Genomic DNA, 26342 nt, shown 5'->3' with positions numbered 1-26342 from the left:
GTGTGCTCCTCGCTGTCGCCGAGGAGGCGGTGGACGCCGGGGCGCGTTGGCTGGCCGGAGCGGACGCCGGCTGGTCCCGGGTGCGGCGCAAGCCCTCGGGCGAGGAGGTGACCGACACCGACGAGGAGATCGAACGCCGGGTGACGGAGTTCCTGCGCGGGCGGACGCCGGACGTCCCGGTCGTCGGCGAGGAAGGGTTCGCCGGGGGCCCGCTGCCCGGCCGCTGCTGGGTGCTCGACCCCGTGGACGGCACCATGAACTTCACCCGCGGGGCTCCCCTGTACGGGATCTCGCTGGCGTACGCGGAGGAGGGGGTGCCCCGGCTCGGGGTGATCGACGCCCCGGCCCTCGGCCGCCGCTGGTCGGCCGGCGGGCAACCGTCCGGAGCCCGGGTCGCGGAGCCTCCGTCCGTCGTGGGCGAGTTGGCGCGGGCGGTCGTCGGCCTGACAGGTACGGGCTCGGGCGACCCTCGCAAGCGGGATCTGCTGACTCTGCTGTACGACCACGCCTACCGGATCCGGCTTCAAGGCGCGATGAGCCTGGACCTGGTGGGCGTGGCCGAGGGCTGGCTCGACGCGTGCCTGTGCGTCGGCGCGAAGCCCTGGGACGTGGCGGCGGGCGTGCCGCTGGTCCGGGAGCACGGCCTGACGGTCCTCGGCGCGGACGGCGGCGACTACCGCTTCGGATCACCCGTGGTCGCCGCCGGCGGCCGCGCGGTGGCGGAGGAGCTCATCGGCCTGTGGGGGCGGGCCGGCCTGGCCCGCCCCTGAGCCGCCCGGTCCGCGGCCGGGCTCAAAGCCGTTCGATGATCGTCACGTTGGCCTGGCCGCCGCCCTCGCACATCGTCTGGAGGCCGTAGCGGCCGCCGGTGCGCTCCAGTTCGTGGAGGAGGGTCGTCATCAGGCGGACGCCGGTGGCGCCCAGGGGGTGGCCGAGGGCGATGGCGCCGCCGTTGACGTTGACGCGGGCCGGGTCGGCGCCGGTCTCCTTGAGCCAGGCGAGGACGACCGGGGCGAAGGCCTCGTTGATCTCGACCAGGTCGATGTCGTCGATGGTCAGGCCGGTCTTCTTGAGGGCGTGGGCGGTGGCCGGGATCGGGGCGGAGAGCATCCGGATCGGGTCCTCGCCGCGCACCGAGAGGTGGTGGACGCGGGCCCGGGGGGTGAGGCCGTGTTCGCGGACCGCGCGTTCGCTCGCGAGCAGCATCGCGGCGGCGCCGTCGGAGACCTGGGAGGAGCAGGCGGCGGTGATGGTGCCGCCCTCGACGACGGGCTTCAGGGCGCCCATCTTCTCCAGGGTGGTGTCCCTGCGCGGCCCCTCGTCGGCGGTGACCTCGCCGTACGGGACGGTCTCGCGGGCGAAGCGGCCCTCGTCGAGGGCGCGCAGGGCCCGCTGGTGCGAGCGGAGGGCGAACTCCTCCTGGTCCCGGCGGGTGATGCCCCACTTGGCGGCGATCAGTTCGGCGCCGTGGAACTGGTTGACCGGCGCGTCCCCGTACCGCGCCCGCCAGCCGGCGGAGCCCGCGTACGGGCCCTCGGTGAGGCCGAGCGGGTCGGCGGCCTGCCGGGAGGCGAAGGCGATGGGGATCATCGTCATGTTCTGGGTGCCGCCCGCCACCACCAGGTCCTGGGTGCCGGACAGGACGCCCTGCGCGGCGAAGTGGACGGCCTGCTGGGAGGAGCCGCACTGGCGGTCGATGGTGACGCCCGGGACCTCCTCGGGCAGCCCGGCCGCCAGCCAGGCGGTGCGGGCGATGTCGCCGGCCTGCGGGCCGACGGTGTCGAGGCAGCCGAAGACGACGTCCTCCACGGCGGCCGGGTCGATCCCGCTGCGCTCGACCAGGGCCTTGAGGACGTGGGCGCCGAGGTCCGCCGGATGGACGGCGCCGAGCCCGCCCCTGCGGCGGCCCACCGGGGTGCGGACCGCTTCGACGATGTAGGCCTCGGGCATGGCTGTTCCTCCTGGAGGGCGAGGGGCGAGAGCTGCTAGACGCGTACGGCGATCCCGTCCAGCACCATCGACAGGTACTGGCGGGCGATCTCCTCGGGGCTGTGCCGGCCGCCGGGGCGGTACCAGGACGCGGCGACCCAGACGGTGTCGCGGACGAAGCGGTAGGTGAGGCGGACGTCGAGGTCGGCGCGGAAGGCCCCGGAGGCGACCCCGCGTTCCAGGGTGCCGAGCCAGGCCTTCTCGAACTTGACCTGCGAGTCGGCCAGGTAGTGGAAGCGGTCCTGGTCGACGAGGTGGCGGGACTCCTTCTGGTAGATGGCGACGGCGGCGCGGTGCCGGTCGATCTCCCGGAAGGACTCGGTGACGAGGGCCTCGATGGTCTCCCGGGGTCCGAGCCCGGCGGCGAGCACGGTGTCGTAGCCGGCCCACAGCTCGTCCAGGAAGGTCGAGAGGATCTCGTCGAGCATCGACTCCTTGGAGTCGAAGTGGTAGTAGAGGCTGCCCGCGAGCATCCCGGCCTCGTCCGCGATCTTGCGGACGGTGGTGGCGTTGTAGCCCTGGGCGGCGAACACCTCGGCGGCGATGCCGAGGAGTTCGCGGCGCCGCTCGGGTGAGGCGCTCACCTGGGACTTCTTCGTGGCGGGCTGCTTCGTGGCGGGCTGCTTCGCGGGCGAGGACTTCGCGGGCGATGGCTTCGCGGGGGTCTTGGGGGATGTCTTGGGCGTCGGCACGGGTCCATTGTCGTCTGCCGTCCTACGGGTGCTGACTGCTGACGGAGACCGTCTCGCCGGTCATGTACGAGGAGTAGGGGCTGGCCAGGAAGACGATGACGTTCGCGACCTCCCACGGCTCCGCGTACCGCCCGAACGCCTCCCGGGCCGTCAGCTCCTCCAGGAGTTCGGCGGAGGTGACCTTGACCAGGTGCGGGTGCATGGCGAGGGAGGGGGCGACCGCGTTGACCCGGACCCCGTAGGCGGCGGCCTCGATCGCGGCGCAGCGGGTCAGCGCCATCACCCCGGCCTTGGCGGCGGCGTAGTGCGCCTGGCCGGCCTGGGCGCGCCAGCCGACGACGGAGGCGTTGTTCACGATCACCCCGGTGCCGCCGGTGTCGCGGAAGTGGCGCAGGGCGGCCCGGGTGCAGCGGAAGGTGCCGTTGAGGGTGACGTCGAGGACCCGGTTCCACTGCTCGTCGGTCATGTCGGCGAGGGCGGCGGTGCCGCCGAGCCCGGCGTTGTGGACGAGGACGTCGAGCCCGCCGTGCAGGCGGACGGCGGTGTCGTACAGCTCCTGGACCTGGGTCTCGTCGGTGACGTCGCAGGGCCGGGCGGCGACCCGGCCGGCGCCGAACTCGGCGGCGAGGGCCTCCTCGGTCTCCTTGAGCCGGCGGGCGTGGGCGTCGCTGATCAGGACCCTGGCCCCCTCCTCCAGGAGGCGGCGGGCGGTGGCGCCGCCGATGCCCGCGCCGGCGGCGGCGGTGACGACGGCGGTGCGGCCGGCCAGCAGGCCGTGGCCGGGGACGTAGGCGGGCGCGGTGGTCACGGGCGCGGCTCCTTCGGGAGGCCGAGCACCCGCTCGGCGATGATGTTCCGCTGGATCTCGCTGGATCCGGCGTAGATGGTGTCGGCGCGGGAGAAGAGGAACAGGCGCTGCCAGTCGTCGAGTTCGTACGGTTCACCGGCGGCGAGGGTGGCGGCGGGGCCTCGGATCTCCATGGCGAGTTCGCCGAGGTCCCGGTGCCAGTGGGACCAGTGGAGCTTGGCCATGGAGGGCTCGGCGCCGCAGCGGGCGTGGGCGCGCATGGCGCGCAGTCCGGTCCAGGCGCGGACCAGTCCGTCGCGGACGCGCGGGTCGTCGGCGGTGCCGTTGGCGCGGGCGAGCGCGGCCAGCGCCTCCAGCTCGCGGCGGAAGCCGACCTGCTGGCCGAGGGTGGAGACGCCCCGCTCGTAGCCGAGGGTGGCGAGGGCGATCCGCCAGCCGTCCCCGGGGGCGCCGACGACGTGGGCGGCGGGGGTGCGGGCGCCGTCGAAGACGACCTCGTTGAACTCGCTGGTGCCGGTGAGCTGGACGATCGGCCGGATCTCCACGCCCGGCTGGTCGAGCGGGACGAGGAGGTACGAGAGGCCCGCGTGGCGGCGGTCGGTGCGGGGCTCGGTGCGGGCGAGGACGAAGCACCACTGGGACTCGTGGGCGAGGGAGGTCCAGATCTTGCGCCCGTCGATCACCCACTCGTCGCCGTCGCGGACCGCGCGGGTGCGGACGGCGGCGAGGTCGGAGCCGGCGTCGGGCTCGCTGTACCCCTGGCACCAGAGCTCCTCGACGGCGCGGACGGCGGGCAGGAAGCGGGCCTTCTGCTCCTCGGTGCCGTGGTCGATGAGGGTGGGGCCGAGGAGCTGTTCGCCGATGTGGTTGACGCGGGCGGGGGCGTCGGCGAGGGCGTACTCCTCGTGGAAGGCGAGCTGCTGTTCGATGCTCGCGCCGCGCCCCCCGTACGCCTCGGGCCAGCCGACGCAGGTCCAGCCGTGGTCGGCCATGTGCCGCTCCCAGGCCAGGCGTTCGGCGAAGGCCTCGTGCTCGCGGCCGGGGCCGCCCCGGCCGCGCAGGGCGGCGAACTCGCCCCGGAGCCGGTCCCGCAGCCAGTCCCGTATCTCGGCGCGGAACTCCTCGACGCTGCTCATGGCGCTCGTCATGAGCGTCACGGTAACCTACCAAACACTTGTTAGGGAAGGAGGTGGGGGTCCGATGGACCTCTCGTACACCGCCGAGGAGCACGCCTTCCGGGCCGAGGCCCGGGAGTGGCTGCGCGCCCGGGTGCCCCGCACGCCGCTGCCGTCCCTGGAGACCGCCGAGGGCTTCGCCGCCCACCGCGCCTGGGAGGCCGAACTCGCCGCCGGACGCTGGTCGGTGGTCTCCTGGCCCGAGGAGTACGGGGGCCGGGGCGCCGACATCTTCCGCTGGCTGGCCTTCGAGGAGGAGTACCACGCCGCCGGCGCCCCGGGCCGGGTCTCGCAGAACGGCGTCAGCCTGCTCGCGCCCACCCTCTTCGAGCACGCCACCGGGGAGCAGCGGGCCCGGGTGCTGCCGTCCATGGCGACCGGGGAGACCATCTGGGCGCAGGCCTGGTCCGAGCCCGAGGCCGGCTCCGACCTCGCCTCGCTGACCTCGCGGGCCGTGCGGACGGACGGCGGCTGGCTGCTGCACGGCCAGAAGACCTGGTCCTCGCGGGCCGCCTTCGCCGACCGGGCCTTCGGCATCTTCCGCACCGACCCGGGCCCGGCGGCCGAAGGGCGCCCGCACCGGGGGCTCACGTATCTGATGTTCGACCTGCGGGCGCCGGGGGTGACCGTGCGGCCCATCGGGCGGCTCGACGGCAAGCCCGCCTTCGCCGAACTCTTCCTCGACGGGGTGTTCGTGCCCGACCAGGACGTCATCGGCGAGCCCGGGCAGGGCTGGCGGATCGCCATGTCCACCACCGGCAACGAGCGCGGGCTCACGCTGCGCTCCCCCGGCCGCTTCCTGGCCGCCGCCGACCGGCTGCGGCGGCTGTGGGACGAGCGGGGCGACCCCTCGGACACGGCACTGCGGGACCGGGTCGCCGACGCGCTGATCGGGGCCCGCGCCTACCAGCTGTTCACCGCCGCCGGGGCCTCGCTCTTCGCGGCGGGCGGGCGGATCGGGGCGGAGTCCAGCCTCAACAAGGTCTTCTGGTCGGGGCTCGACATCGCCCTGCACGAGACGGCGCTGGACCTGCTGGGGGCGGACGGCGAGCTGGCCGGCACCGAGTGGGCCGAGGGCCACGTCTTCTCGCTCGCCGGGCCGATCTACGCCGGGACCAACGAGATCCAGCGCGACATCATCGCCGAGCGGCTGCTCGGCCTCCCGAAGGGCCGCCGCTGATGCGCTTCCTGCCGACCGACGAGCAGCGCGACTTCGCGCGCTCCCTGGACGCGATGCTCACCGCCGCAGGCACCCCGGCCGTCGCGCGGGCCTGGGCGGCCGGCGAGCCGGGGCCCGGCCGCGCGCTGTGGGGCCGGCTCGCCGACGCCGGGGTGTTCGCGCTGGCCGCGCCCGAGGCGTACGAGGGCGTCGGCCCGCTCCCCGTCGAACTCGCCCACGCCATGGTGGAGTCGGGCCGCCACGCGGTCCCGGGCCCGCTCGTGGAGACCGTCGCGGCGATCGCGCTCCTCACGGAGCTGGCCGGGCGGGGCGAGGAGGGTCCGGCGAAGCGGCTGCTGCCGGGTCTCGTGGGCGGCGGGACGGTGGCGAGCCTGGCGCTGACCGGGGTCTCCCCGTACGCGCTGGACCCGGACGCCGCCGATCTGCTGCTCGTCGTGGACGGCGAGGAGCTGCGGATCGCCCCCGGGTACGGGGAGCTCCGGGCCTCCGCCGATCCGGTACGGCGGCTGGCCCGGCCCGCGCCGGGCGGGGAGCCGCTCGCGGCCGGGCCCTCGGTGGCCTCGGCGGCGACGGCGGCGCGGCGCTGGGCGCTGCTGGCGACGGCGGCGCAGGCGCTGGGGGTGGGGCTCGCACTGCTGGACCGGACGGTGGAGTACGCGAAGCAGCGCACCCAGTTCGGGGTGCCGATCGGCTCCTTCCAGGCGGTCAAGCACCGGCTGGCGGACGCGCTGATCGGCCTGGAGTTCGCCCGGCCGCTGGTCTTCGGAGCGGCGCTCACCTTCGAGAGCGGCGATCTCGCGGCGGCGAAGGCCGCCGCCGGGGAGGCGGCGTACGCGACGGCCGGCACCGCCCTGCGGGTGCACGGCGCCGTCGGCTACACCGAGGAGCTCGACCTCTCCCTCTGGCTCCGCAAGGCCCGCCCGCTACGGGACGCCTGGGGCGGCCCGGCCTGGTGCCGGGCGGAGGTGCTCGCGGCGGCGGCAGCGGGACGGTGAGCGGGGGGGCGGGACGGGGGCGGGGGCGCGGGCTCCCCTCAGCGCTCCCGCGTCATCCCTCCCGGGGCACCTCTCCGGGCACCCCTCCCGGCTCATCCCTCCTGGGTCGCCCCTCCCCGGTCACCCCTCCCGGGGCGGCGCCTCGTCGTTGCCCCGGCGGATGGTGCGGGTGCCGCGCCCCGGGGTCCAGGCGGTCAGGACCAGGTCGTCGCCCTCGACGGCGGTGCGCACGACCTCCGCCGGCTCGACCAGGAAGACGTGGAACGGCATCGGCATCCCGACCTCCCCCGCGTACCACTCCAGGGTGGGCCGGTCGGTGATCTCCACGGCCCGGCCGGAGACGCGGACGTCGCCGCCGCCCATGGTGGTGCCCTCGCCGGGATTGGCGAGCAGCGCGAAGCGGGGGTCGCGGCGCAGGTCCAGCGCCTTGCGTGAGCCCGGCATCATGCCGAGCCACAGCTCCCCGGCCCGGAAGTCCGCCTCGATGCCGCTCAGGCGCGGGGAGCCGTCCTTGCGGAGGGTGGCGAGGGCGTGGTGGGTGTACCCGCCGAAGCGCTCGCGCACGAGGCCGGCGAAGGCAGGCTCGGCGGCCTCGAAGGAGGCCCAGCCCGCGGGGTGCGCGGGGCGGGCGGTGCTGTCGGCGGCGGTGGTTCCGGTGTCTCCCATGCCTCCAGGAGACACCGGAATCCCGACACCTTCTGTCGGGATTACTCCGGGCGCCGGATTACTCCGGACGCCGGATCACTCCGCAGGCCGGATCACTCCGGACGCCGGATCACTCCGGACGCTGGGCGTCCCGCTCCGCCTGGCTGCGCTCCACGCAGAACTCGTTCCCCTCGGGATCCGCCAGGGTCGCCCACCCGGTCCCGTCCGGCCTGCGGTGGTCGCCGACCAGCGTCGCGCCGAGGCCGAGCAGCCGCTCGACCTCCTCGTCGCGGCTGCGGTCCTGCGGCTGGAGGTCGAGGTGGACCCGGTTCTTCACGGACTTCGGCTCCGGGACCTGGATGAAGAGCAGCGCGGCGCCCGGCGACTCCACCAGGGCCTCGGGGTCGCCGGGCTTGTCGTCGTCGGAGAGCTCGGTGTCGAGGACCCCGGCCCAGAAACCCGCGAGGGCGTAGGCGTCGGCGCAGTCGATGGTCACATGGCGTACGAGAGAACTCATCCGGCCACTATGTCCCGCGCCCCCCGCACCCGGCCACCCGATTTCAGCCGGGGCCGGGGCCCCCGACATGGTGGTCCCGCTCCAGCGCCTCGACGTCCGCGAGCATCGCCTCGGCCAGGTCGCGCTCGGCGGCGTAGTAGCGCTCGGCCCAGCGGAGGGTGAGCAGCGGGTACGCCCAGTCGGGGTCGGCCCCGGCGTCGGCGGCGTCCGCCTCGGCGCGGCGCCGCATGGCCTCGGCGTGCTCGCGGTGCGCGGCGAGGAGTTCGCGGGTGCGGGCGGGCTCCAGGAGGTGGCCGAGCCAGAGCCGCAGCATCGGCCCGTGCTTGAGGACCGGCGGGTCGGCGGGGGCGCCGGCGGCCCAGGCGCGGACGGCGGCGAGCCCTTCGGGGGTGACGCGGTAGACGCGCTTGTCGCGGGAGCCGGACTCGGGGGCGACCAGGCGGGAGGTGGCGTACCCGGCCGCCTCCAGGCGCTTGAGCTCGGCGTAGATCTGGCTGAAGGAGGGGCTCCAGTAGAAGAGGCCGAGCGAGCGATCGGACCACTTCTTGAGGTCGTATCCGGACAACTCCCGCCCGAAGGAGAGCAGTCCGAGCACCGCCCAGCTCGTCGCGGGCAGCGCGGGCACCTTCTCGTCATCCGGCACGGGCGCAGTCTACGGCCCTTCCCTCCCCCACCTATGCCTGCTAGAAGTATTTCGATTAGGCATAAAGCGCGATCAGGCATCGGCCGCCTTCGGGAGGAGCTCCCCGTGAAGTTCTCGATGATCTTCGAAGCACAGCTCGTCGACCCCACCCCCGCCCGCGAACACCAGGTCATCCGCGACTGCGTCGAACAGGCCGTGTACGCGGAGGAGATGGGCTTCGACCGGATCTGGGCGGTGGAGCACCACTCGCTCACCCAGTACGCCCACATGAGCGCGTCCGAGATCTTCCTGACCTGGGTCGCCGCCCGCACCGAACGGATCCGCGTCGGGCACGGCGTGGTCACCATGCCGTTCGGCTACCAGCACCCGGTCCGGGTCGCCGAGCGCGCCGCCATGCTCGACGTGCTCTCCGGCGGCCGGGTCGACATCGGCGCCGGGCGCGGCGCGACCCGCCAGGAGACCCGCATGTTCGGGGTGGACCCCGACGACACCCGGCCGCAGATGGAGGAGGCCCTGCGGATCCTGGCCGCCGCCTGGCGGGAGCCGGAGTTCGAGTGGCACGGCTCGATCGACATCGGCCCCGGCGCGGTGCTGCCCCGGCCGGTGCAGGGCCCGCACCCGCCGCTCTTCATGGCCTGCTCGCAGCACGACTCGCTCGCGCGGGCCGCCGAACTCGGCGTCGGCGCCCTGGTGATGGGCTTCGCTGGCGCCGACGACGTCCGCGCGATGCGCGCGGTGTACGACGCGGCCATCGCCGCGCGGGACGGCGCGCACCTGGTCTCCACCGAGGTCAACGACCACTTCTCGGCGCTCTGCCCGACGATCGTCCTGGACGACGCGGCCCGCGCCCTGCGCCTGGGCACCCGGGGGCAGCGCTTCTTCGCCGAGTCGATCGCCCACTGGTACGGCGGCGCCCCCGCGCCGACCGGCTACGCGGAGGACGAGGACCACGCGGGCGCGCTGGAGCGGGAGCGGCGGGAGCTGGTGGCCCGGCTGCACGAGGCGGACATCCCGGCCCGGCCCGTGGACACCGGCACGTACAACACCGACCACGCCTACGGGGACGCGGACACCGCCCTCGCCTACGTCGAGCGGCTGCGGCGGATCGGCGTCGACGAGGTGATGTGCCTGATCCAGATGGGGACCGTGCCGCAGGAGGTCTGCCTGGAGACCATCCGGCAGTGGGGCGAGAAGGTCATCCCGCACTTCCGCGCCCTGGACGCCGCCACGTGACGGACCTGGACGGCAAGGTGGTGCTCGTGACGGGCGCGGCGCGCGGCCAGGGCGCCGCCGAGGCGCGGCTGCTGGCGGCGGCGGGGGCGCGGGTGGTGCTGACCGACGTACGGGAGCCGGAGGGCCGCGCGGTGGCGGCCGGACTCGGCCCGGACCGGGCCGTGTTCGTGCGCCACGACGTGACGTCGGCCGAGGAGTGGACGCGGGCCGTGGACACCGCGCTGACCGGGTACGGGCGCCTGGACGGCCTGGTCAACAACGCGGCCCTGTGGCGGACCGCGCCGCTGGAGTCGGAGACGTACGACAACTTCGAGCTGCTGCTGCGGGTCAATCTGCTCGGCCCGTTCCTCGGGATGCGCGCGGTGCTCCCGGCGCTGCGCGCGGCGGGCGGCGGCTCGGTGGTGAACGTGTCCTCGACGGCGGGGCTCGTCGGCGTCCCGGGCCACGCGGCGTACGGGGCGGGGAAGTTCGGCCTGCGCGGCCTCAGCCGCTCGGCGGCCCGCGACCTGGCGGGGTACCGCGTCCGGGTCAACTCGGTGCACCCCGGCGCCGTGGACACCCCGATGACGGCGGCGGTCGCGGACAAGGACTGGTCGCACGTGCCGCTCGGCCGGATGGGCCGGCCGGAGGAGGTCGCCGGCCTGGTCGCGTACCTGCTCTCCGACGCCGCCTCGTACGTGACGGGCGCGGAGTTCACGGTGGACGGAGGACTCACGGCATGACAGAGGGACCTACGCCCCCGAATCCGGCGGCCCCGGCCCCGGCGGCCCCGGAACGGCCCCCTTCCGCACCCGCACCCGACCCGCCCGTCCCCTCCCCTCTCCCCCCTCTCCCCCCTCTCATCCCCCTCACCCCCCTCACCCCCGACCCCCTCACCCCCGCCGCCCGCGCCCTCTGCGACGCCCTGGCGGCGGGCTTCCCCCGGCCCGGGGCGGGCGCCGGGGCGCTGCGCGCGGCGGCCCGCGCGCACCTGGGCGCGCTGCCGCCGGGCGAGTGGGACCTGTCGGCGGACGGGGTCCCGGTGCGGGTGTACCCGGGGGACGCGGACCCGGTGATCGTGTTCGCGCACGGCGGCGGCTGGGTGCTGTGCGACCTGGACACCCACGACCGGCTGTGCCGCGCCCTCGCCGCCGGGACCGGGGCGACCGTGGTCTCCGTGGACTACCGGCGCGCGCCCGAGCACCGCTTCCCGGCGGCCGAGGACGACGTGCGCACGGCACTGGGGTGGGCGGCGGCGCGCTGGCCGGGCCGTCCGCTGGTCCTGGCCGGCGACTCCAGCGGCGGCAACCTGGCGGCAGCCGTCGCCCTGCGCGCCCGCGACCTCGGCGGGCCGCCCCTCGCGGGGCAGCTCCTGGTCTACCCGGCGCTGGACCACCGCCTGGCGGGCGCCTCGGCGGAGACGTACGCGGAGGGCTTCTTCCACACCCGGGAGCACATGCGCTGGTACTGGGAGCAGTACGCGGGCCCCGGCGGCGACCCGGCCGCCGCCTCCCCCGCCCTCGCGCCCGACCTCACCGGCCTCCCGCCGGCCCTGCTGGTCCTCGCCGACTGCGACGTGCTGCGCGACGAGGGCCTGGCCTACGCCCGCCGCCTGTCCGCGGCGGGCGTCCCGGTCCGCGTCCAGCTCCACACCGGCATGTTCCACGGCTTCCTGGGCGGCCTCGGCCTCCTCCCGGAGGCGGCCGACGCGCTGGCCGGGGCGGCACAGTGGCTGGGGCGGCTGACGGAGTGACCCGGACCGGGGCCGGGACCGGCCGGAGTCTGGAATCATGACTCCTTCGAGGGCGCCGGACAAGGAAGTTGGGGGCACGGGTGAGCTCGACGAACGGAACCATCGAGGGCGCCACGGGGAAACCGGCCGGAGCCCTCCGCGCCCTCCTCATCGGCGTCCGGGACACCGACACTCTGGCTCGCAATCCGCGTCTCGCCGCCCGGTACAAACCGCTGCCCTGCGTCGAGGGAGACGTGCTGCGGATCGCGGAGGCCCTCGGAGCCTCCGACTACTCGGTGACCTCGCGCCACCCCGGCCACCCGCTCGAAGACCACCGTACGACCACCCGACAGGCGATCGGGCAGGCCGTGGAGGACTTCTTCGCCACCTGCTCGGCAGGGGACACCGCCCTGGTCTACGTGTCCGGCCACGGTGTGGTGATCGACGGCCGCGAGTACCTCCTCCCGTCAGACGCCGGGCACCACCCCGACGACCGGCTCAACCCGCGGTCCCTGATCGAGACCACCGTCAGCGACCTCCTGTACGGGGTTCCGTCGGGAGTGACGGTCGTGGCCTGTCTGGACATCTGCCGGACCGATGTCCCCGGCACCGCTCCCAAGCTGGACAAGGCCCTCGTGGGAGAGGAGTACGAGAACGTCGTCTGGCTGCGCGCCGTGGGACGTGGCCAGGCCGCCTTCGCCGATCCCGAGAAGGGCAGCTTCTTCGGGCTCGCCCTGTCCGAGGCGCTCTCCGCGGCCCGGCCGCCGAAGACCCTCGGCTCGGTCCACGAGTTCGTGCAGGGCCGCGTCGACCGGCTCACCGCGGCGATCGACGGGCCGGCGCCCACCGTCAGACTGCTGGCCCCCGAAGGACGCGAGGCGTGGGCGCGGGAGCTCTTCCTCTGCGAGGGCTCCGAGGAGACCGTGCGCTGGGCGAAGATCGTCGAGGACTCCGTCCTGTGGCAGCACACCTCCGGGACCCCGGCCTGCCAGAGCCGGGTGAAGGAGGCCCTCGGCGAGCTCGCCGCCGAGGTCGCCCGCAGCCGCATCGACACCGAGGCGCCGCTCGCCACCCCGTGGCACGACCCCGACTATCCCGAGCGGGTCGTCCAGGTGCTCGGCAGGCTCGTGACCGACGCCGGGCTGGCGCCGTCCGAACGCCTCTCTCCCGCCGAGACCGCCACCCTCCTCGCGGCGCCGCTGCTGCACGAGGGGGTCGTGGCCATCGCCCTGAGCGAGCTGGCGCGGCTCCGGCCGGACCGGCTCGCGCGCTGGGACGACGGCCGGGGGCACGACCCCGCGCGGGAGGCGGACCGTGAGCTGTGCGAGGGGGCCACCGATGTCTGCCGGGCCCACGCACGGGTCGATCTCGCGGCCGAGACGCTGCGCCGACGGGGCCTGACCGATGCCGCCACGGCGGCCGACCACTGGCTCCGTCACCGGCTCATCGCCGACTGGGACAGGCTGTGGGAGCGCGACGGCGGCTTCCCCGCCGTCGGCGCCCTGCTCGCGATGGCGGTCACGGCCGTCTCCGCCGGCGCCGAGGGCGGGCTCGCCCGGGCGTCGGACGTCGAGCAGGCCGTCCTGCGGGTGGTGCCGCACATGACGGTCGCCCCGGGGTCGAGCCCGCGCGTCGACAATTCCGACGACCCCGGGTGGCGGCGGGGCGAGCGCCCCGTGCCCGGGAACATCTGGCGCGACAGGGAGCTCGCCTACCTCCTGTGGCTGGCGGCGCTGCTCGCCGCGGACCCTCGCCGCATGTCCAGCGTGCTCGTCGAACACCTCGGCGCGCACCGACCGCTCGCCGCCGCCGAGGTGGTCGCCACCGCCGCCGCCTCGGGCTGGGAGCGGACCGGTCAGGGCGGCCTGACCGCCTACGCCCTGCGCCTCGGCTGTCCGCACCCGGCGCTGCATGCCGCGTTCGAGGAGCTGGCCGCGACGGCCGGATGTGCCGTCGCCGCCCTCCATCAGAAGGGCCGCGAAGCGGGACTCGTGGCACTGCTCCGGGGCGTCCCTCAGCAGGTGACCACCGAGTTCCTCAAGCCGGAGGGCAGCCGCTACACCACGCCGCTGGAACGCTTCCGCCTCGCCGAGGAGGAGATCCGCCCGTTGCTCATGGGCATCCAGCTGTACGGCGACCGCATGCTCGCCGTACGGGAGCTGTACCAGAACGCGCTGGACGCCTGCCGCTACCGGCGCCTGCGGACCCGGTACGGGCACGAGCGGGGCCGCTACCACGGGGCCGGAGCGGAGCCGGAGATCCGGTTCGTCCAGGGGTACGACGAGGGCCGCCCGTACATCGAGTGCGGGGACGACGGCACGGGCATGAGCAGGCAGAAGCTCACGTCGATGTTCGCCCGGGCCGGAAAGCGGTACGAGCAGGACCCCGAGTTCGTGCAGGAGCGACGCAACTGGCGGCGGGTCGGGATCGTCCCGACCCCCTTCAACAGCCGCTTCGGGATCGGCGTGTTCAGCTACTTCATGCTGGCCGAGGAAGTCGTCGTCGGAACCGTGGCGGTCGACCAGTACGGCAATCTCGACCGGGCGGTCCCGCCCCTGCAGGCCACCATCCAGTCGGGCTCCGGCCTTCTGGAGATGCGCGAGACGGCGGGCGGTCCGCAGCTCGGCGGCTCGGTGGTGCGGCTCTACCTGAGCGCGGAGGAGGACCAGGAGGACCCGCCGTCGGTGGTGGAGACGCTGCGGCGCCTGCTGTGGGTGAGCGAGTTCCGGGTGACGGCGGAGGAGCTGGACCGGGACGGCAAGCGGATCCGCTCCGAGACCTGGGAGCCGGAGATCCTCAGGGCGCCCGAGACCCGGGGGGCGGACTGGCACGGAGAACCCGTCCGGGCGGGGGACAACGGCTGGATCGTGCAGGGACCGGGCCAGCTTCTCCTCGACGGCATCGTCGTCGAGGAGGCACCGGATGCCTTCGGATACGTCTTCAACCTCAGTGAGCGGCACCGCCCGGTGCCGAGCGTGAACCGCAACTCCCTGCTCGACTACGACACGAGCGCGGTGCAACGAGAGCTGCTCGCGGCGGTGCCGCGGATCGGCCACGCGCTGAGCGAGATGTCGATGGAGTGGCTGTGGGCGCTGGCGCTCAAGACGCCGCGGCTCGCGGTGGCGCTGTTCGACCACGCACCACCGGACACGTACGCCGTCCTCAACCGGTACAACACCGAGTTTCCCCTCATGTCCGATCGCGTGCTGCTGCGCCGGACGGGCGTCCTGGGCATGGACTCGCGGCAGTTCCGCGGCAAGCTCGCCGTGCCCGGCCAGGCCCGCGGCAAGAACGCGGGGATCAATCTGCTGCACCGCTGGCGTGCCACCGTCCTCGGCACGGCGCCCGGCTACGAGGCCGCCTTCCACCCGAGCGGCTACCCGGCGCCCATCGGGCTCGACGCCCTCCTCCTCTCCGGGGTCGCCCGCTCGCCGTGGTCGGCCCCGCTGTCGGCCGCCGCCGAGGCGGGGGTCCCGATCGCCGACAGCCTGCGGGCGCTTCGGCGCTACGCGATCGCGGGCATCCAGGTCCCCGCCGTACCGAGCATTCCGGACCTGCGCACGTTCGGTACGCCGAGCCTGCGGCTCGCGGAGCTCCACGAGCAGTACGACATCACCCCGGCCGCCATCGACTCGCCGCTCGCCGCCGCCGCGCATGCGGCACTGATCACCGTGGCAGCCCGCCATGACATACCGCTCGGGCACCTGCTCGACGATGTGGACCTGCTGATCCGCCTCGGCGTCGAGCTCCCCGACCCGAGCGCCTTGCGCTCCGCCGATCTCAGCAAGAAGCTCCTCCCCTCCGAGGTGCGGCTGATCGCCCCCGACGCGACCCACGGAGGAACCTGGCTCCCCGGTGTCGTGGAGCCCGCCGAGCTGATCGCCCGCGCGCCCGTGCCCGGCCAGCGGCGCTCGCTCGCCGAGCGCATCACCCAGCTGAAGCCGCTGGGGTTCACCCTCTCCGAGGCGGTGACGGACACCACGATCGACCATCACGGACTCAGCGCCCCCCAGCAGCGGCTGATCTCACGGGACGTCGACGGCTACGGTCCCTGGCTGCCGGCCGGCACCTTGACGATGTGGCAGCTCGTGGCACGCGGCGCCGCGACCCAGCGACGGCTCGGCGACATCACGGCGGAGATCAACGCGATCACCCCGGTCACCGGGGTCATCGCTCCGGACGCCCCCCTTGGATGCCGCGACTGGACCCCGGCACGGTGGATCGACAAGCTGGGGCCGGACCGGTTCCTTCCCCAGATCGCCTCGCACAAGGTCACCCGGAGCGGCTGGCGCCTGATGCTCGGCGCGCACCGGATGGAGGCGAGGCCCAGCCCGGAGGAGCTTCGGAGGGAACTCGCGCTCCTCGACGAATGCGTCGGCCTGAGCGACCCGGTGGATGCGATCGTGGAGCAGTTCGACCGCCCCGCACCGACCCTGATGATCCTGTTGGACGAGGTCTTCCCGGACTGGCCCAATCGGGAGGATCCCTGGGGATTCGAGACCGGGAACGCCGGTTTCCCCCTGCTCCTGAGACTCGCCAAACGGCGCCGCGCCACCCTCGGCACCATCGTCGACGAGCTGCGCCAGGCCGACGCACGGCTTCCGCTGCGCCTGCCGGACCTCACCGACGAGGCACGGGCCCTGAGGCCGGAGTCCCTGGAGATCGACCACCTGGTCGAAGACGCGGACCTGGGGCAGGCGTTCAAGAGCCGACTCGCTCCCCTCGACCTCCTGACGCACGCCCGGGGAGGCTCCTGCACCCTGGGCGAATCCGCCCGCGCCCTCGACACATACCGCTGCATCGGCGCCCCCGCCCTGCCGGGCCCGGTCGACGGGCCCCTCGCCACGCTCGAACCGACCGAGTTCGATCTCGCCGCCTTCGATGCCGACCTGCTCGGCCCGGGACTCCTCGGCCCCCTCGAACTCGTCCTCGTCGCGGGACGATTCGGCTGGACCCTCGGCGAGACGTACGACCGCTACGCGCCGTTCGCCGCTCTCGGTCTGCGGGTGACGGCACCCGAACTCATCAGCGAAGAGCGGGACATCGTCCCTGGCTGGGCCGATGTCATCGTCCTCACCCAGCAGTTGACGGGACGGTCGCCCGCCCTCTCGGGAACCGTGGACACCGCACACGTCGTTCTCTGCGCCGAGGAGACGGAGCGGAGCACCGAGGACGTCCTCGGCCTGCTCCGGCCCTACGCCCGGCTGTTCGACCTCACTCTTCCCGACTCCGGAGGACCGTGCCCATGAGCTCCGCCGCGCACTACCAGACGACGGACTTTCCGGAGGACCAGGCCGTCACGACCTTCCTCTGGCGGATCTCGTCCGCGCCGACCCGTGTCGAGGCCACCGGCGAGTGCCCCGCGTGCCGGTGCGCGACCACACGTGTGTGGGAGGAGTACCAGCACATCCCCAAGGGTCCGGCCTCGGACGACTGGAAGTCGTTCGACGACGGGCGGCCCCGGTACGCGCGCTGCCTCTGCGAGAACTGGCACGTGAACCGGCCGGCCGGCGTGACGAGGGGCTGTGGCGCCTCCTTCTACATCGCTCCGCCGTCGCGGGGCCTGTCCCTGTGAGCCCCGGGGAGTTCACCGCGGAGCAGTTGCGCGACGCGGACGAACGGGTGCTGGCGATGACCTCTCCGCCCGAGCAGCTGCGGATCGCGCGACAGCAGGCCGAGGGGTACCGGAACTTCCTGGCCTCGATCACCGGCCTGCTCACCGTCGTCTTCGTGCTCAAGGGCCAGGAGAACCTGAGCAAGATGACCACCGGCCCGCGCTGGTGGGTGATCGGCCTGCTCGCCGCCGGGTTCCTGCTGCTGCTCACGAGCTCGTGGATCATGGTCTCGGCCGTGCACGAGCGACCGGGCCGGATGCGGGTCTCCGACGCGGAGCTGCTGCTGCGCTACGAGAAGACCAGGGCGGCGGCGATCCGGCGGATGGCCGGCTGGGCCCGCTGGATGGGTCTGGCCGGTGTCGTGGCGGTGTCCGCCGCGTCCCTGGTCACCTGGATCTTCCCCGGCAAGAGCTGACCCGGCTCCCGGCCCTGAACGCGCCGCGACGCCCTCCCTGTCGTCCGGTCGGGGACATTCGGGGGGCGTCGCGCTCAGTTCCGCACCTCGTTGTACGGGACGTTCTCGGGTCCGACGGTCAGCCGGTCAAGCGGTCAGACCGTCAGGGCGCGGTCCGTGGGACGGATCGGGGCCGGCAGCGAGCTGGCGCCCGTCAGGTGGCGGTCCACGCCACGGGCGGCCGAGCGGCCCTCGGCGATGGCCCAGACGATCAGCGACTGGCCACGGCCGGCGTCACCGGCGACGAACACGCCATCGACGTTGGTGGCGAAGTCCGCGTCACGGGCGATGTTACCCCGCTCGTCGAGGTCTAGACCAAACTGGGCGACCAGGCCGTTCTCCACGTCGGTGCCGGTGAAGCCCATGGCGAGGGTGACCAGCTCGGCGGGGATCCTGCGCTCGGTGCCCGGCTTCTGGGTCAGCCTGCCGTCGACGAACTCGACCTCGACGAGGTGCAGGAAGGCCACGTTGCCGTCCTCGTCGCCCTCGAAGTGGGTGGTGGAGACGGAGTAGACCCGCTCGCCGCCCTCCTCGTGCGCCGAGGTGACCTTGTAGAGCATGGGGAAGGTCGGCCACGGCTGGCCGGCCGGCCGGTCCTCGCCCGGCTTCGGCATGATCTCCAGCTGGGTCACGGAGGCCGCGCCCTGCCGGTGGGCCGTGCCGACGCAGTCGGCGCCGGTGTCGCCGCCGCCGATGACGACCACGTGCTTGCCCTCGGCCGAGATCGGCGAGGAGACGAAGTCGCCCTCGACGACCTTGTTGGCGAGCGGCAGGTACTCCATCGCCTGGTAGACGCCCTTGAGCTCACGGCCCGGGACGGGCAGGTCGCGGGCGGTGGTGGCGCCGGCGGCGACGACCACCGCGTCGAACCGCTTGCGCAGGTCCGTCGCGGTCAGGTCGCGGCCGATCTCGATGCCGGTGCGGAACTTGGTGCCCTCCGCGCGCATCTGCTCGATGCGGCGGTTGATGTGCCGCTTCTCCATCTTGAACTCGGGGATGCCGTAGCGCAGCAGTCCGCCGATGCGGTCGGCCCGCTCGTACACGACCACGGTGTGGCCGGCCCGGGTCAGCTGCTGGGCGGCGGCGAGTCCCGCCGGGCCGGAGCCGATGACCGCGACGGTCTTGCCGGACAGGCGCTCGGGGGCCTGCGGGCGCACGTCGCCGCCGTCCCACGCCTTGTCGATGATCGAGACCTCGACGTTCTTGATGGTCACGGCCGGCTGGTTGATGCCGAGCACGCACGCCGCCTCGCACGGAGCCGGGCACAGGCGGCCGGTGAACTCCGGGAAGTTGTTGGTGGCGTGCAGCCGCTCCGACGCCGCCGACCAGTCCTCGCGGTAGGCGTAGTCGTTCCACTCGGGGATGAGGTTCCCCAGCGGACAGCCGTTGTGGCAGAACGGGATGCCGCAGTCCATGCAGCGGCCGGCCTGCTTGCCGATGATCGGCAGCAGGGAGCCGGGGACGTAGACCTCGTTCCAGTCCTTGACGCGCTCGCCCACCGGCCGGGTCTTGGCGACCTCGCGCCCGGTGGTCAGGAAGCCCTTGGGGTCAGCCATGGGTCGCCGCCTCCATCATCTTCTCGGTGGTCTCGGCCTCGGAGAGACCGGCGAGCTCAGCGGCGTCCTTGGCGGCGAGCACTGCCTTGTACGTGGTGGGGATGATCTTGCTGAACCGGTCCGCGCTCGCGGTCCAGTCGGCGAGCAGCTTCTCGGCGACCGTCGAGCCGGTCTCCTCGGCGTGGCGGCGCACGACGTCGTGCAGCCGCGCCTTGTCGGCGTCCGAGAGGGTCTCGACCGCGCCCAGGTTGCCCGCGTTGACGTTGTCCCGGTCGAGGTCGATGACGTAGGCGACGCCGCCGGACATGCCGGCCGCGAAGTTGCGCCCGGTCTCGCCGAGGACGACCGCCGTGCCGCCGGTCATGTACTCGCAGCCGTGGTCGCCCACGCCCTCAGAGACGACCAGGGCGCCGGAGTTGCGGACGCAGAAGCGCTCGCCGGTGCGGCCCCGCAGGAACAGCTCGCCGCCGGTCGCGCCGTAGCCGATGGTGTTGCCGGCGATGGTCGAGTACTCGGCCAGGTGCTCGGCGCCTCGGTCCGGGCGGACCACGATCCGGCCGCCGGAGAGGCCCTTGCCGACGTAGTCGTTGGCGTCGCCCTCCAGGCGGAGGGTGACACCGGCCGGCAGGAAGGCGCCGAAGGACTGGCCCGCGGAGCCGGTGAAGGTGATGTCGATGGTGTCGGCGGGGAGGCCGGCGCCGCCGAACCGCTTCGTGACCTGGTGGCCGAGCATGGTGCCGACGGTCCGGTTGATGTTCCGGATCGGGACCTGCGCGCGGACCGGCTGGGCGGCCTCGGCGGACTCGGCGTTCAGGGCCTCGGCGGCGAGCTCGATCAGCTCGTTGTCCAGGGCCTTCGCCAGGCCGTGGTCCTGCTCGACCAGGGCGTGGCGGACCGCGCCCTCGGCCAGCTCGGGCACGTAGAAGAGCGGCTCCAGGTCCAGGCCCTGCGCCTTCCAGTGGGAGACCGCGCGGCTGGTGTCGAGGAGCTCGGCGTGGCCGACCGCCTCCTCCAGGGTGCGGAAGCCCAGCTCGGCGAGGAGCTCGCGGACCTCTTCGGCGATGAACTCGAAGAAGTTGACGACGAACTCGGGCCGGCCGGCGAAGCGGTCGCGCAGCACCGGGTTCTGGGTGGCGATGCCGACCGGGCAGGTGTCCAGGTGGCAGACGCGCATCATGACGCAGCCGGAGACGACGAGCGGCGCGGTGGCGAAGCCGAACTCCTCGGCGCCGAGCAGCGCGGCGATGACCACGTCGCGGCCGGTCTTGAGCTGGCCGTCGGTCTGGACGACGATCCGGTCGCGCAGCCCGTTGAGCAGCAGGGTCTGCTGGGTCTCGGCGAGGCCGAGCTCCCAGGGGCCGCCCGCGTGCTTCAGGGAGGTCAGCGGGGAGGCGCCGGTGCCGCCGTCGTGGCCGGAGATGAGCACGACGTCCGCGTGGGCCTTGGACACGCCGGCCGCGACCGTGCCGACGCCGACCTCGGAGACCAGCTTCACGTGGACGCGGGCGACCGGGTTGGCGTTCTTCAGGTCGTGGATCAGCTGGGCCAGATCCTCGATGGAGTAGATGTCGTGGTGCGGCGGCGGGGAGATCAGGCCGACGCCGGGCGTCGAGTGGCGGGTCTTGGCGACCCACGGGTAGACCTTGTGGCCGGGCAGCTGGCCGCCCTCGCCGGGCTTGGCGCCCTGGGCCATCTTGATCTGGATGTCGTCCGCGTTGACCAGGTACTCGCTGGTGACGCCGAAGCGGCCGGAGGCGACCTGCTTGATCGCGGAGCGGCGCTCCGGGTCGTACAGGCGGTCCGGGTCCTCGCCGCCCTCGCCGGTGTTCGACTTGCCGCCGAGCCGGTTCATGGCGATGGCGAGGGTCTCGTGGGCCTCGCGCGAGATGGAGCCGTACGACATGGCGCCGGTGGAGAAGCGCTTGACGATCTCGGAGACCGGCTCGACCTCGTCGATGGAGATGGCCTCGCGGTCGGCGAAGCCGAACAGGCCGCGGAGCGTCATCAGGCGCTCGGACTGCTCGTTGACCCGCTCCGTGTACTGCTTGAAGATGTCGTACCGCTTGGAGCGCGTGGCGTGCTGGAGGCGGAAGACGGTCTCCGGGTCGAACAGGTGCGGCTCGCCCTCGCGGCGCCACTGGTACTCGCCGCCGATCTCCAGGGCGCGGTGCGCCGAGGGGATGCCGGTGGCGGGGTACGCCTTGGCGTGGCGGGCGGCGACCTCCTTGGCGACGACGTCGAGGCCGGCGCCGCCGATCTTGGTGGCGGTGCCGTTGAAGTACTTCCCGACGAAGGCGCTGTCGAGGCCGACGGCCTCGAAGACCTGGGCGCCGCGGTAGGAGGCGACGGTGGAGATGCCCATCTTGGACATCACCTTGAGGACGCCCTTGCCCAGCGCGTAGATCAGGTTGCGGATGGCCTGCTCGGACTCCAGGCCCTCGATGAAGGTGCCGGCCCGGACCAGGTCCTCGACGGACTCCATGGCCAGGTACGGGTTGACCGCGGCGGCGCCGTAGCCGATGAGGAGGGCCACGTGGTGGACCTCGCGGACGTCGCCCGCCTCGACCAGCAGGCCCACCTTGGTGCGCTGCTTGGTGCGGATGAGGTGGTGGTGGACGGCGGCCGTGAGCAGCAGCGAGGGGATCGGCGCGTGCTCGGCGTCGGAGTGCCGGTCGGAGAGGACGAGCAGGTGCGCGCCGCCCTCGATCGCCGTGTCGGCCTCGGCGCAGATCTCCTCGATGCGGGCGGCGAGCGCCTCGCCGCCGCCGGAGACCCGGTAGAGGCCGGAGAGCGTGGCGGCCTTCATGCCGGGCATGTCGCCGTCGGCGTTGATGTGGATGAGCTTGGCCAGCTCGTCGTTGTCGATCACCGGGAAGGGCAGCGTGACGCTGCGACAGGACGCGGCGGTCGGGTCGAGCAGGTTGCTGCCGGGGCCGAGGGAGGAGCGCAGCGAGGTGACGAGCTCCTCGCGGATGGCGTCCAGCGGCGGGTTGGTGACCTGCGCGAAGAGCTGGGTGAAGTAGTCGAAGAGCAGCCGCGGGCGGGCCGACAGGGCCGCGATGGGCGAGTCGGTGCCCATGGAGCCGATCGGCTCGGCGCCGGTGCGGGCCATCGGGGCGAGGATGACGCGGAGCTCTTCCTCGGTGTAGCCGAAGGTCTGCTGGCGGCGGGTGACGGAGGCGTGGGTGTGCACGATGTGCTCGCGCTCGGGGAGGTCGGAGAGCTCGATCTCCCCGGTCTCCAGCCACTCCGCGTAGGGCTGCTCGGCGGCCAGGCCGGCCTTGATCTCGTCGTCCTCGATGATGCGGTGCTCGGCGGTGTCGACGAGGAACATCCTGCCGGGCTGGAGGCGGCCCTTGCGGACGACCTTGGCGGGGTCGATGTCGAGGACGCCGACCTCGGAGGAGAGCACGACGAGGCCCTCGTCGGTGACCCAGTAGCGGCCGGGGCGCAGACCGTTGCGGTCGAGGACCGCGCCGACCTGGACGCCGTCGGTGAAGGTGACGCAGGCGGGGCCGTCCCAGGGCTCCATCATCGTGGAGTGGTACTGGTAGAAGGCGCGCCGGGCCGGGTCCATGGAGTCGTGGTTCTCCCACGCCTCGGGGACCATCATCAGGACCGCGTGCGGCAGCGAGCGGCCGCCGAGGTGGAGCAGCTCCAGGACCTCGTCGAAGGAGGCGGAGTCGGAGGCGTCGGGGGTGCAGACCGGGAAGATCCGGTCCAGGGAGCCCTCGCCGAAGACGGTGGAGCCGAGCTGGGCCTCGCGGGCGGTCATCCAGTTGCGGTTGCCCTTGACCGTGTTGATCTCGCCGTTGTGCGCGACGAAGCGGTACGGGTGGGCGAGCGGCCAGCTCGGGAAGGTGTTGGTGGAGAACCGGGAGTGGACCAGGGCCACGGCGGTGGCGCAGCGGCGGTCCGACAGGTCCGGGAAGAAGGGCTCCAGCTGGCCGGTGGTCAGCATGCCCTTGTAGACGATGGTGCGGGCGGAGAGCGAGGGGAAGTACGTCCCTGCCTCGCGCTCGGCGCGCTTGCGCAGGACGAACGCCTTGCGGTCGAGCGCGATGCCGGTGCTGGCGCGGTCCGCGACGAAGAGCTGGCGGAAGACCGGCATGGTGGCGCGGGCGGAGGCGCCGAGCAGCTCGGGGGCGACGGGGACCTCGCGCCAGCCGAGGACCTCCAGGCCCTCCTCGGACGCGATCGTCTCGATCCGCGAGACGGCCTGTGCGGAGCCGTCGGCGGGGAGGAAGGCGATGCCGACGGCGTACGCGCCGGCCTCGGGGAGCTCGAATCCGGCGACCTCGCGCAGGAAGGCGTCGGGCACCTGGAGGAGGATGCCGGCGCCGTCGCCCGAGTCGGGCTCGGAGCCGGTGGCGCCGCGGTGCTCGAGGTTGCGCAGTACGGTCAGCGCCTGCTCGACCAGCGCGTGGCTGGCAACACCGGTCAGGGTGGCCACGAACCCGACACCGCAGGCGTCGTGTTCGTTACGGGGGTCGTACATCCCCTGCGGAGCGGGGCGACCGTCCATGGGCGACCAGGCGTCGGAACGCATCGGCTCTCCCGTCGTCGTCGTGGCATATGCAGCAGCCGAGGGACGACGTTGGCCCTCCGCGAAATTTCGTGCAGGTTACATGATGGCTGGCTTCTCGGAAAGTGGAAAGCTCATTCCAACATGCGGACACCGCGTGGCAGGGCGGTGACGGGGATCCAGCAGGTGGGAGAGGGGAACGCGAGGGCTCCCATGGCTCCCATGGGGGACGGATCGGGGGTTTCCGGAGGTCTGCCGCGACCGTCCGCAGGGCGGGCCTCATTGCCCGCGGCGCTTACGCCTCATGCCCGGTGGTCAGGGTTTCGAAACCGCCGGGTAACCGGCTAGTTATGTGGCGCTGCGCATAGTGTCTCATCGCGGAGCCGGATCCGCTCCGGGATATACGTCACAGAGACACGGGCCCTCGGTCGTGTCTTCGGACATGCCGAAGGCCCCCGGCGGGTGGACCAGGGGCCTGAGGGGGCGGGGGCGGGCCGGAGCGCGGCCCGGAGCGCGGCCAGGGCGGGCCGGGGGCGCCGGCAAGGCCCTAGAGCACCGCCCCGAAGAGCATGCCGAGACCGTACGTGACGGCGGCGGCGGCACCGCCGAGGACGAGCTGGCGCATCCCGCTGAACCACCAGCTGCGGGCGGTGACCCGGGCGACCAGGGCGCCGCAGGCGAAGAGGCCCAGGAGCGCCAGCAGCAGGGCCGGCCAGAGCGAGGTCGCGCCGAGCAGGAACGGCAGGACCGGCACCAGCGCGCCGAGCGCGAAGGAGGCGAAGGAGGACACCGCGGCGACCGTCGGCGAGGGCAGGTCGTCGGGGTCGATGCCCAGCTCCTCGCGGGCGTGGATCTCCAGCGCCTGCTCCGGGTCGCGGGACAGCTGCATGGCGACCTCGCGGGCGAGCGCGGGCTCGACGCCGCGGGAGACGTAGAGCGCGGCCAGCTCCTCCATCTCGTCCACCGGGTGCTTGCGCAACTGGCTCCGCTCGACGTCCAGTTCGGCCTGGACGAGCTCGCGCTGCGAGGCGACGGAGGTGTATTCGCCGGCGGCCATCGAGAAGGCGCCGGACGCGAGCCCGGCGAGGCCGGTGATCACGACGGTCTGGGTGGAGGCCGCGCCGCCGACGACACCGGTCATCAGGGCGAGGTTGGAGACGAGTCCGTCCATGGCGCCGAACACGGCGGGGCGCAGCCAGCCGCCGTTGACGTCCCGGTGGGTGTGGTTGTCGCGGTGGGCCTCGTGGAGCGGTGCGACGGCTTCGATGATGGACATGCTTCTCCCCTGTCTTTCCAGCGGGTTCGGCGACGCCCGCCCCCTTCGACATCATCGAAAATACGCCCGATGTAAGGGGCGCGCCAGCAAGGCAGGCCGTACTTAGTAAGGCCCGCTTTACTGAGGCAGACCTTCCTGACCTGCTTCCCGACCTGCTTCCTGACCTGCTGTCACCCGGGTGACAGAAACGTTTCCTTGGAGGTTCCGGCCCCCGCGCGTGGCAGGCATCCGGGGGAGCGTGAAAGGGGAGCGAACATGATCGGCAAGACGGTGACCGAGGTACGCGAGCGCGCCCGGGGCGCGCTGCTCGGACTCGCGGTCGGCGACGCGCTCGGCGCGCCCGCCGAGAACCTGCGCCCCTCGGAGATCCGGCGCCGCTGGGGCCGGATCGAGGGTTTCGTGACGGACCGTCCGGCGGGCACGGACGACACCGAGTACGCCGTGTTCTCCGGGCTGCTGCTCGCCCGGCACGGCTCGGCGCTGACCACCGCCCATGTCGAACGGGCCTGGCACCACTGGATCGCCGACCTCGACGAGGGCCCGTTCCGAGGCGCGGGCTTCTCCGAGCGCGGCACCCTGGAGAACCTGCGCCGGGGGCTGACCGCCCCCATCTCCGCCCAGCACCGGCACGCCTGGAGCGACGGCCTCGCCATGCGCGCCGCGCCCTTCGGGGTCTTCGCGGCGGGCCGCCCCGCCGAGGCGGCGCGGCTGGTCGCCGTCGACGGGAGCGTCAGCCACGAGGGCGAGGGCATCTACGGCGGCCAGGCGGTCGCGGCGGGGGTCGCGGCGGCGATGGCCGGCGCCTCGGTCACCTCGGTGATCGCGGCGGCCCTCTCGGTCGTCCCCATGGACTCCTGGACGGCCCGCTCGATGCGCCGCGCGGTGGTCGCGGCCCAGCGGGTCCAGCCCGACCCGCTGACCCGGGAGCGCACGGTCCGCTCGGCGGTCGTCATCGGCGGCTACCCCTGGACGGACCTCGCCCCCGAGGCCGTCGCCCTGGCCTTCGGCGCCTTCGCGGCGGCCCGCGGCGACTTCCGCACGGCGGTCCTCACCGCCGTCAACATGGGCCGCGACGCCGACACGACGGCCGCGGTGGCGGGCGCCCTGGCCGGCGCCTCGGGCGGCCTCGCCGCCATCCCGGAGGAGTGGGCCGGCGCCATCGGCCCGGTCACCGGAAGCTGTCTGCCGTCGATGCGCGGCCATCACATCCTGGACATCGCGGACCTGCTGACCCCGGAGGGCGAATCCTGATGAGCGCCGACACCACCCTCCCCTCCGACCCGACGGCGGCGGACGGACGCGCCCCGGGGCGGCGGGGTACGTCACCC

19 protein-coding genes and 1 pseudogene are annotated in these 26342 nt (G+C 73.5%); 10 read left to right on the top strand and 10 right to left on the bottom strand.

Translation table 11 applies throughout. The features are described from left to right. The first annotated feature begins 2 nt into the window (after positions 1 to 2). The gene (locus ACZ6J5_RS13705) at positions 3 to 770 is read left to right on the top strand and encodes an inositol monophosphatase family protein (protein WP_469390968.1); all 768 of its coding nucleotides are present in this window, start codon (positions 3 to 5) and stop codon (positions 768 to 770) included. A gap of 22 nt (positions 771 to 792) precedes the next feature. On the opposite strand, the gene ACZ6J5_RS13700 is transcribed toward ACZ6J5_RS13705, so the two are convergent. From ACZ6J5_RS13700 to ACZ6J5_RS13685, 4 genes are all read right to left on the bottom strand, one after another. Next, on the bottom strand, positions 793 to 1950 hold the full coding sequence (locus tag ACZ6J5_RS13700; protein WP_469390966.1) for an acetyl-CoA C-acetyltransferase: 1158 nt from the start codon (positions 1948 to 1950) through the stop codon (positions 793 to 795). 35 nt (positions 1951 to 1985) lie between these two features. Continuing rightward, the gene (locus ACZ6J5_RS13695; protein WP_469391365.1) at positions 1986 to 2573 is read right to left on the bottom strand and encodes a TetR/AcrR family transcriptional regulator; all 588 of its coding nucleotides are present in this window, start codon (positions 2571 to 2573) and stop codon (positions 1986 to 1988) included. 130 nt (positions 2574 to 2703) lie between these two features. Further along, on the bottom strand, positions 2704 to 3489 hold the full coding sequence (locus tag ACZ6J5_RS13690; protein WP_469390964.1) for an SDR family oxidoreductase: 786 nt from the start codon (positions 3487 to 3489) through the stop codon (positions 2704 to 2706). Then, a complete protein-coding gene (locus ACZ6J5_RS13685; RefSeq protein ID WP_469390962.1) occupies positions 3486 to 4637 on the bottom strand; it encodes an acyl-CoA dehydrogenase family protein in 1152 nt (383 codons plus the stop codon). Before ACZ6J5_RS13685 ends, ACZ6J5_RS13690 begins: the two co-directional genes overlap by 4 nt. A 52-nt stretch (positions 4638 to 4689) precedes the next feature. Here ACZ6J5_RS13685 and ACZ6J5_RS13680 point away from each other — a divergent pair, with 52 nt between their 5' ends. Then, positions 4690 to 5844 carry an acyl-CoA dehydrogenase family protein gene (locus ACZ6J5_RS13680; protein WP_469390960.1) on the top strand — a complete coding sequence of 385 codons (1155 nt, stop codon included), beginning with the start codon at positions 4690 to 4692 and terminating at the stop codon, positions 5842 to 5844. Continuing rightward, the gene (locus ACZ6J5_RS13675; protein WP_469390958.1) at positions 5844 to 6839 is read left to right on the top strand and encodes an acyl-CoA dehydrogenase family protein; all 996 of its coding nucleotides are present in this window, start codon (positions 5844 to 5846) and stop codon (positions 6837 to 6839) included. Before ACZ6J5_RS13680 ends, ACZ6J5_RS13675 begins: the two co-directional genes overlap by 1 nt. Positions 6840 to 6959: 120 nt before the next feature. Here the strand turns inward: ACZ6J5_RS13675 and ACZ6J5_RS13670 are convergent, their stop codons facing one another. The 3 genes and pseudogenes from ACZ6J5_RS13670 to ACZ6J5_RS13660 form a co-directional block, all read right to left on the bottom strand. Then, the gene (locus ACZ6J5_RS13670) at positions 6960 to 7505 is read right to left on the bottom strand and encodes a pyridoxamine 5'-phosphate oxidase family protein (RefSeq protein WP_469390956.1); all 546 of its coding nucleotides are present in this window, start codon (positions 7503 to 7505) and stop codon (positions 6960 to 6962) included. Positions 7506 to 7629: 124 nt separating this feature from the next. Beyond that, positions 7630 to 8001: pseudogene (locus tag ACZ6J5_RS13665) on the bottom strand (VOC family protein); the annotation flags it as partial. Between the two features lie 43 nt (positions 8002 to 8044). Then, positions 8045 to 8644, bottom strand: coding sequence for a helix-turn-helix transcriptional regulator (locus ACZ6J5_RS13660; RefSeq protein WP_469390954.1), 600 nt, complete (start codon positions 8642 to 8644; stop codon positions 8045 to 8047). A gap of 105 nt (positions 8645 to 8749) precedes the next feature. Between ACZ6J5_RS13660 and ACZ6J5_RS13655 the strand changes: the two genes are divergently transcribed. The 6 genes from ACZ6J5_RS13655 (at position 8750) to ACZ6J5_RS13630 (ending at position 17618) form a co-directional block, all read left to right on the top strand. Next, entirely contained in the window at positions 8750 to 9877 is a 1128-nt protein-coding gene (locus ACZ6J5_RS13655) for an LLM class flavin-dependent oxidoreductase (protein WP_469390952.1), read from the top strand. Continuing rightward, on the top strand, positions 9874 to 10599 hold the full coding sequence (locus ACZ6J5_RS13650) for a glucose 1-dehydrogenase (protein ID WP_469390950.1): 726 nt from the start codon (positions 9874 to 9876) through the stop codon (positions 10597 to 10599). Before ACZ6J5_RS13655 ends, ACZ6J5_RS13650 begins: the two co-directional genes overlap by 4 nt. Next, entirely contained in the window at positions 10596 to 11609 is a 1014-nt protein-coding gene (locus ACZ6J5_RS13645; protein WP_469390948.1) for an alpha/beta hydrolase, read from the top strand. Before ACZ6J5_RS13650 ends, ACZ6J5_RS13645 begins: the two co-directional genes overlap by 4 nt. 80 nt (positions 11610 to 11689) lie before the next feature. Continuing rightward, the gene (locus tag ACZ6J5_RS13640) at positions 11690 to 16837 is read left to right on the top strand and encodes an HD domain-containing protein (protein WP_469390946.1); all 5148 of its coding nucleotides are present in this window, start codon (positions 11690 to 11692) and stop codon (positions 16835 to 16837) included. Next, on the top strand, positions 16834 to 17163 hold the full coding sequence (locus tag ACZ6J5_RS13635) for a hypothetical protein (RefSeq protein WP_469390944.1): 330 nt from the start codon (positions 16834 to 16836) through the stop codon (positions 17161 to 17163). The genes ACZ6J5_RS13640 and ACZ6J5_RS13635 overlap by 4 nt, the downstream gene beginning before the upstream one ends. Further along, on the top strand, positions 17160 to 17618 hold the full coding sequence (locus ACZ6J5_RS13630) for a hypothetical protein (protein WP_469390942.1): 459 nt from the start codon (positions 17160 to 17162) through the stop codon (positions 17616 to 17618). Before ACZ6J5_RS13635 ends, ACZ6J5_RS13630 begins: the two co-directional genes overlap by 4 nt. Positions 17619 to 17752: 134 nt before the next feature. Here the strand turns inward: ACZ6J5_RS13630 and ACZ6J5_RS13625 are convergent, their stop codons facing one another. The 3 genes from ACZ6J5_RS13625 to ACZ6J5_RS13615 all read right to left on the bottom strand — a co-directional run bounded on the left by ACZ6J5_RS13625 (position 17753) and on the right by ACZ6J5_RS13615 (position 25014). Then, the gene (locus ACZ6J5_RS13625; RefSeq protein ID WP_469390940.1) at positions 17753 to 19213 is read right to left on the bottom strand and encodes a glutamate synthase subunit beta; all 1461 of its coding nucleotides are present in this window, start codon (positions 19211 to 19213) and stop codon (positions 17753 to 17755) included. Beyond that, positions 19206 to 23762 (bottom strand): glutamate synthase large subunit, encoded by a 4557-nt coding sequence (gltB, locus tag ACZ6J5_RS13620; RefSeq protein WP_469390938.1) that lies wholly within the window; start codon positions 23760 to 23762, stop codon positions 19206 to 19208. The genes ACZ6J5_RS13625 and gltB overlap by 8 nt, the downstream gene beginning before the upstream one ends. Positions 23763 to 24285: 523 nt before the next feature. Beyond that, entirely contained in the window at positions 24286 to 25014 is a 729-nt protein-coding gene (locus ACZ6J5_RS13615; RefSeq protein WP_469390936.1) for a VIT1/CCC1 transporter family protein, read from the bottom strand. Between the two features lie 255 nt (positions 25015 to 25269). On the opposite strand from ACZ6J5_RS13615, the gene ACZ6J5_RS13610 reads away from it, so the two are divergent. After that, positions 25270 to 26265, top strand: a complete 996-nt coding sequence (locus tag ACZ6J5_RS13610; RefSeq protein ID WP_469390934.1) for an ADP-ribosylglycohydrolase family protein — start codon at positions 25270 to 25272, stop codon at positions 26263 to 26265. Positions 26266 to 26342 lie beyond the last annotated feature (77 nt).

The sequence above is a fragment of the Streptomyces sp. NPDC042100 genome (genome assembly GCF_055582325.1).
The sequence above is the reverse complement of the archived record's forward strand: the minus strand, read 5'-3'. Positions and strand labels throughout refer to the sequence as shown.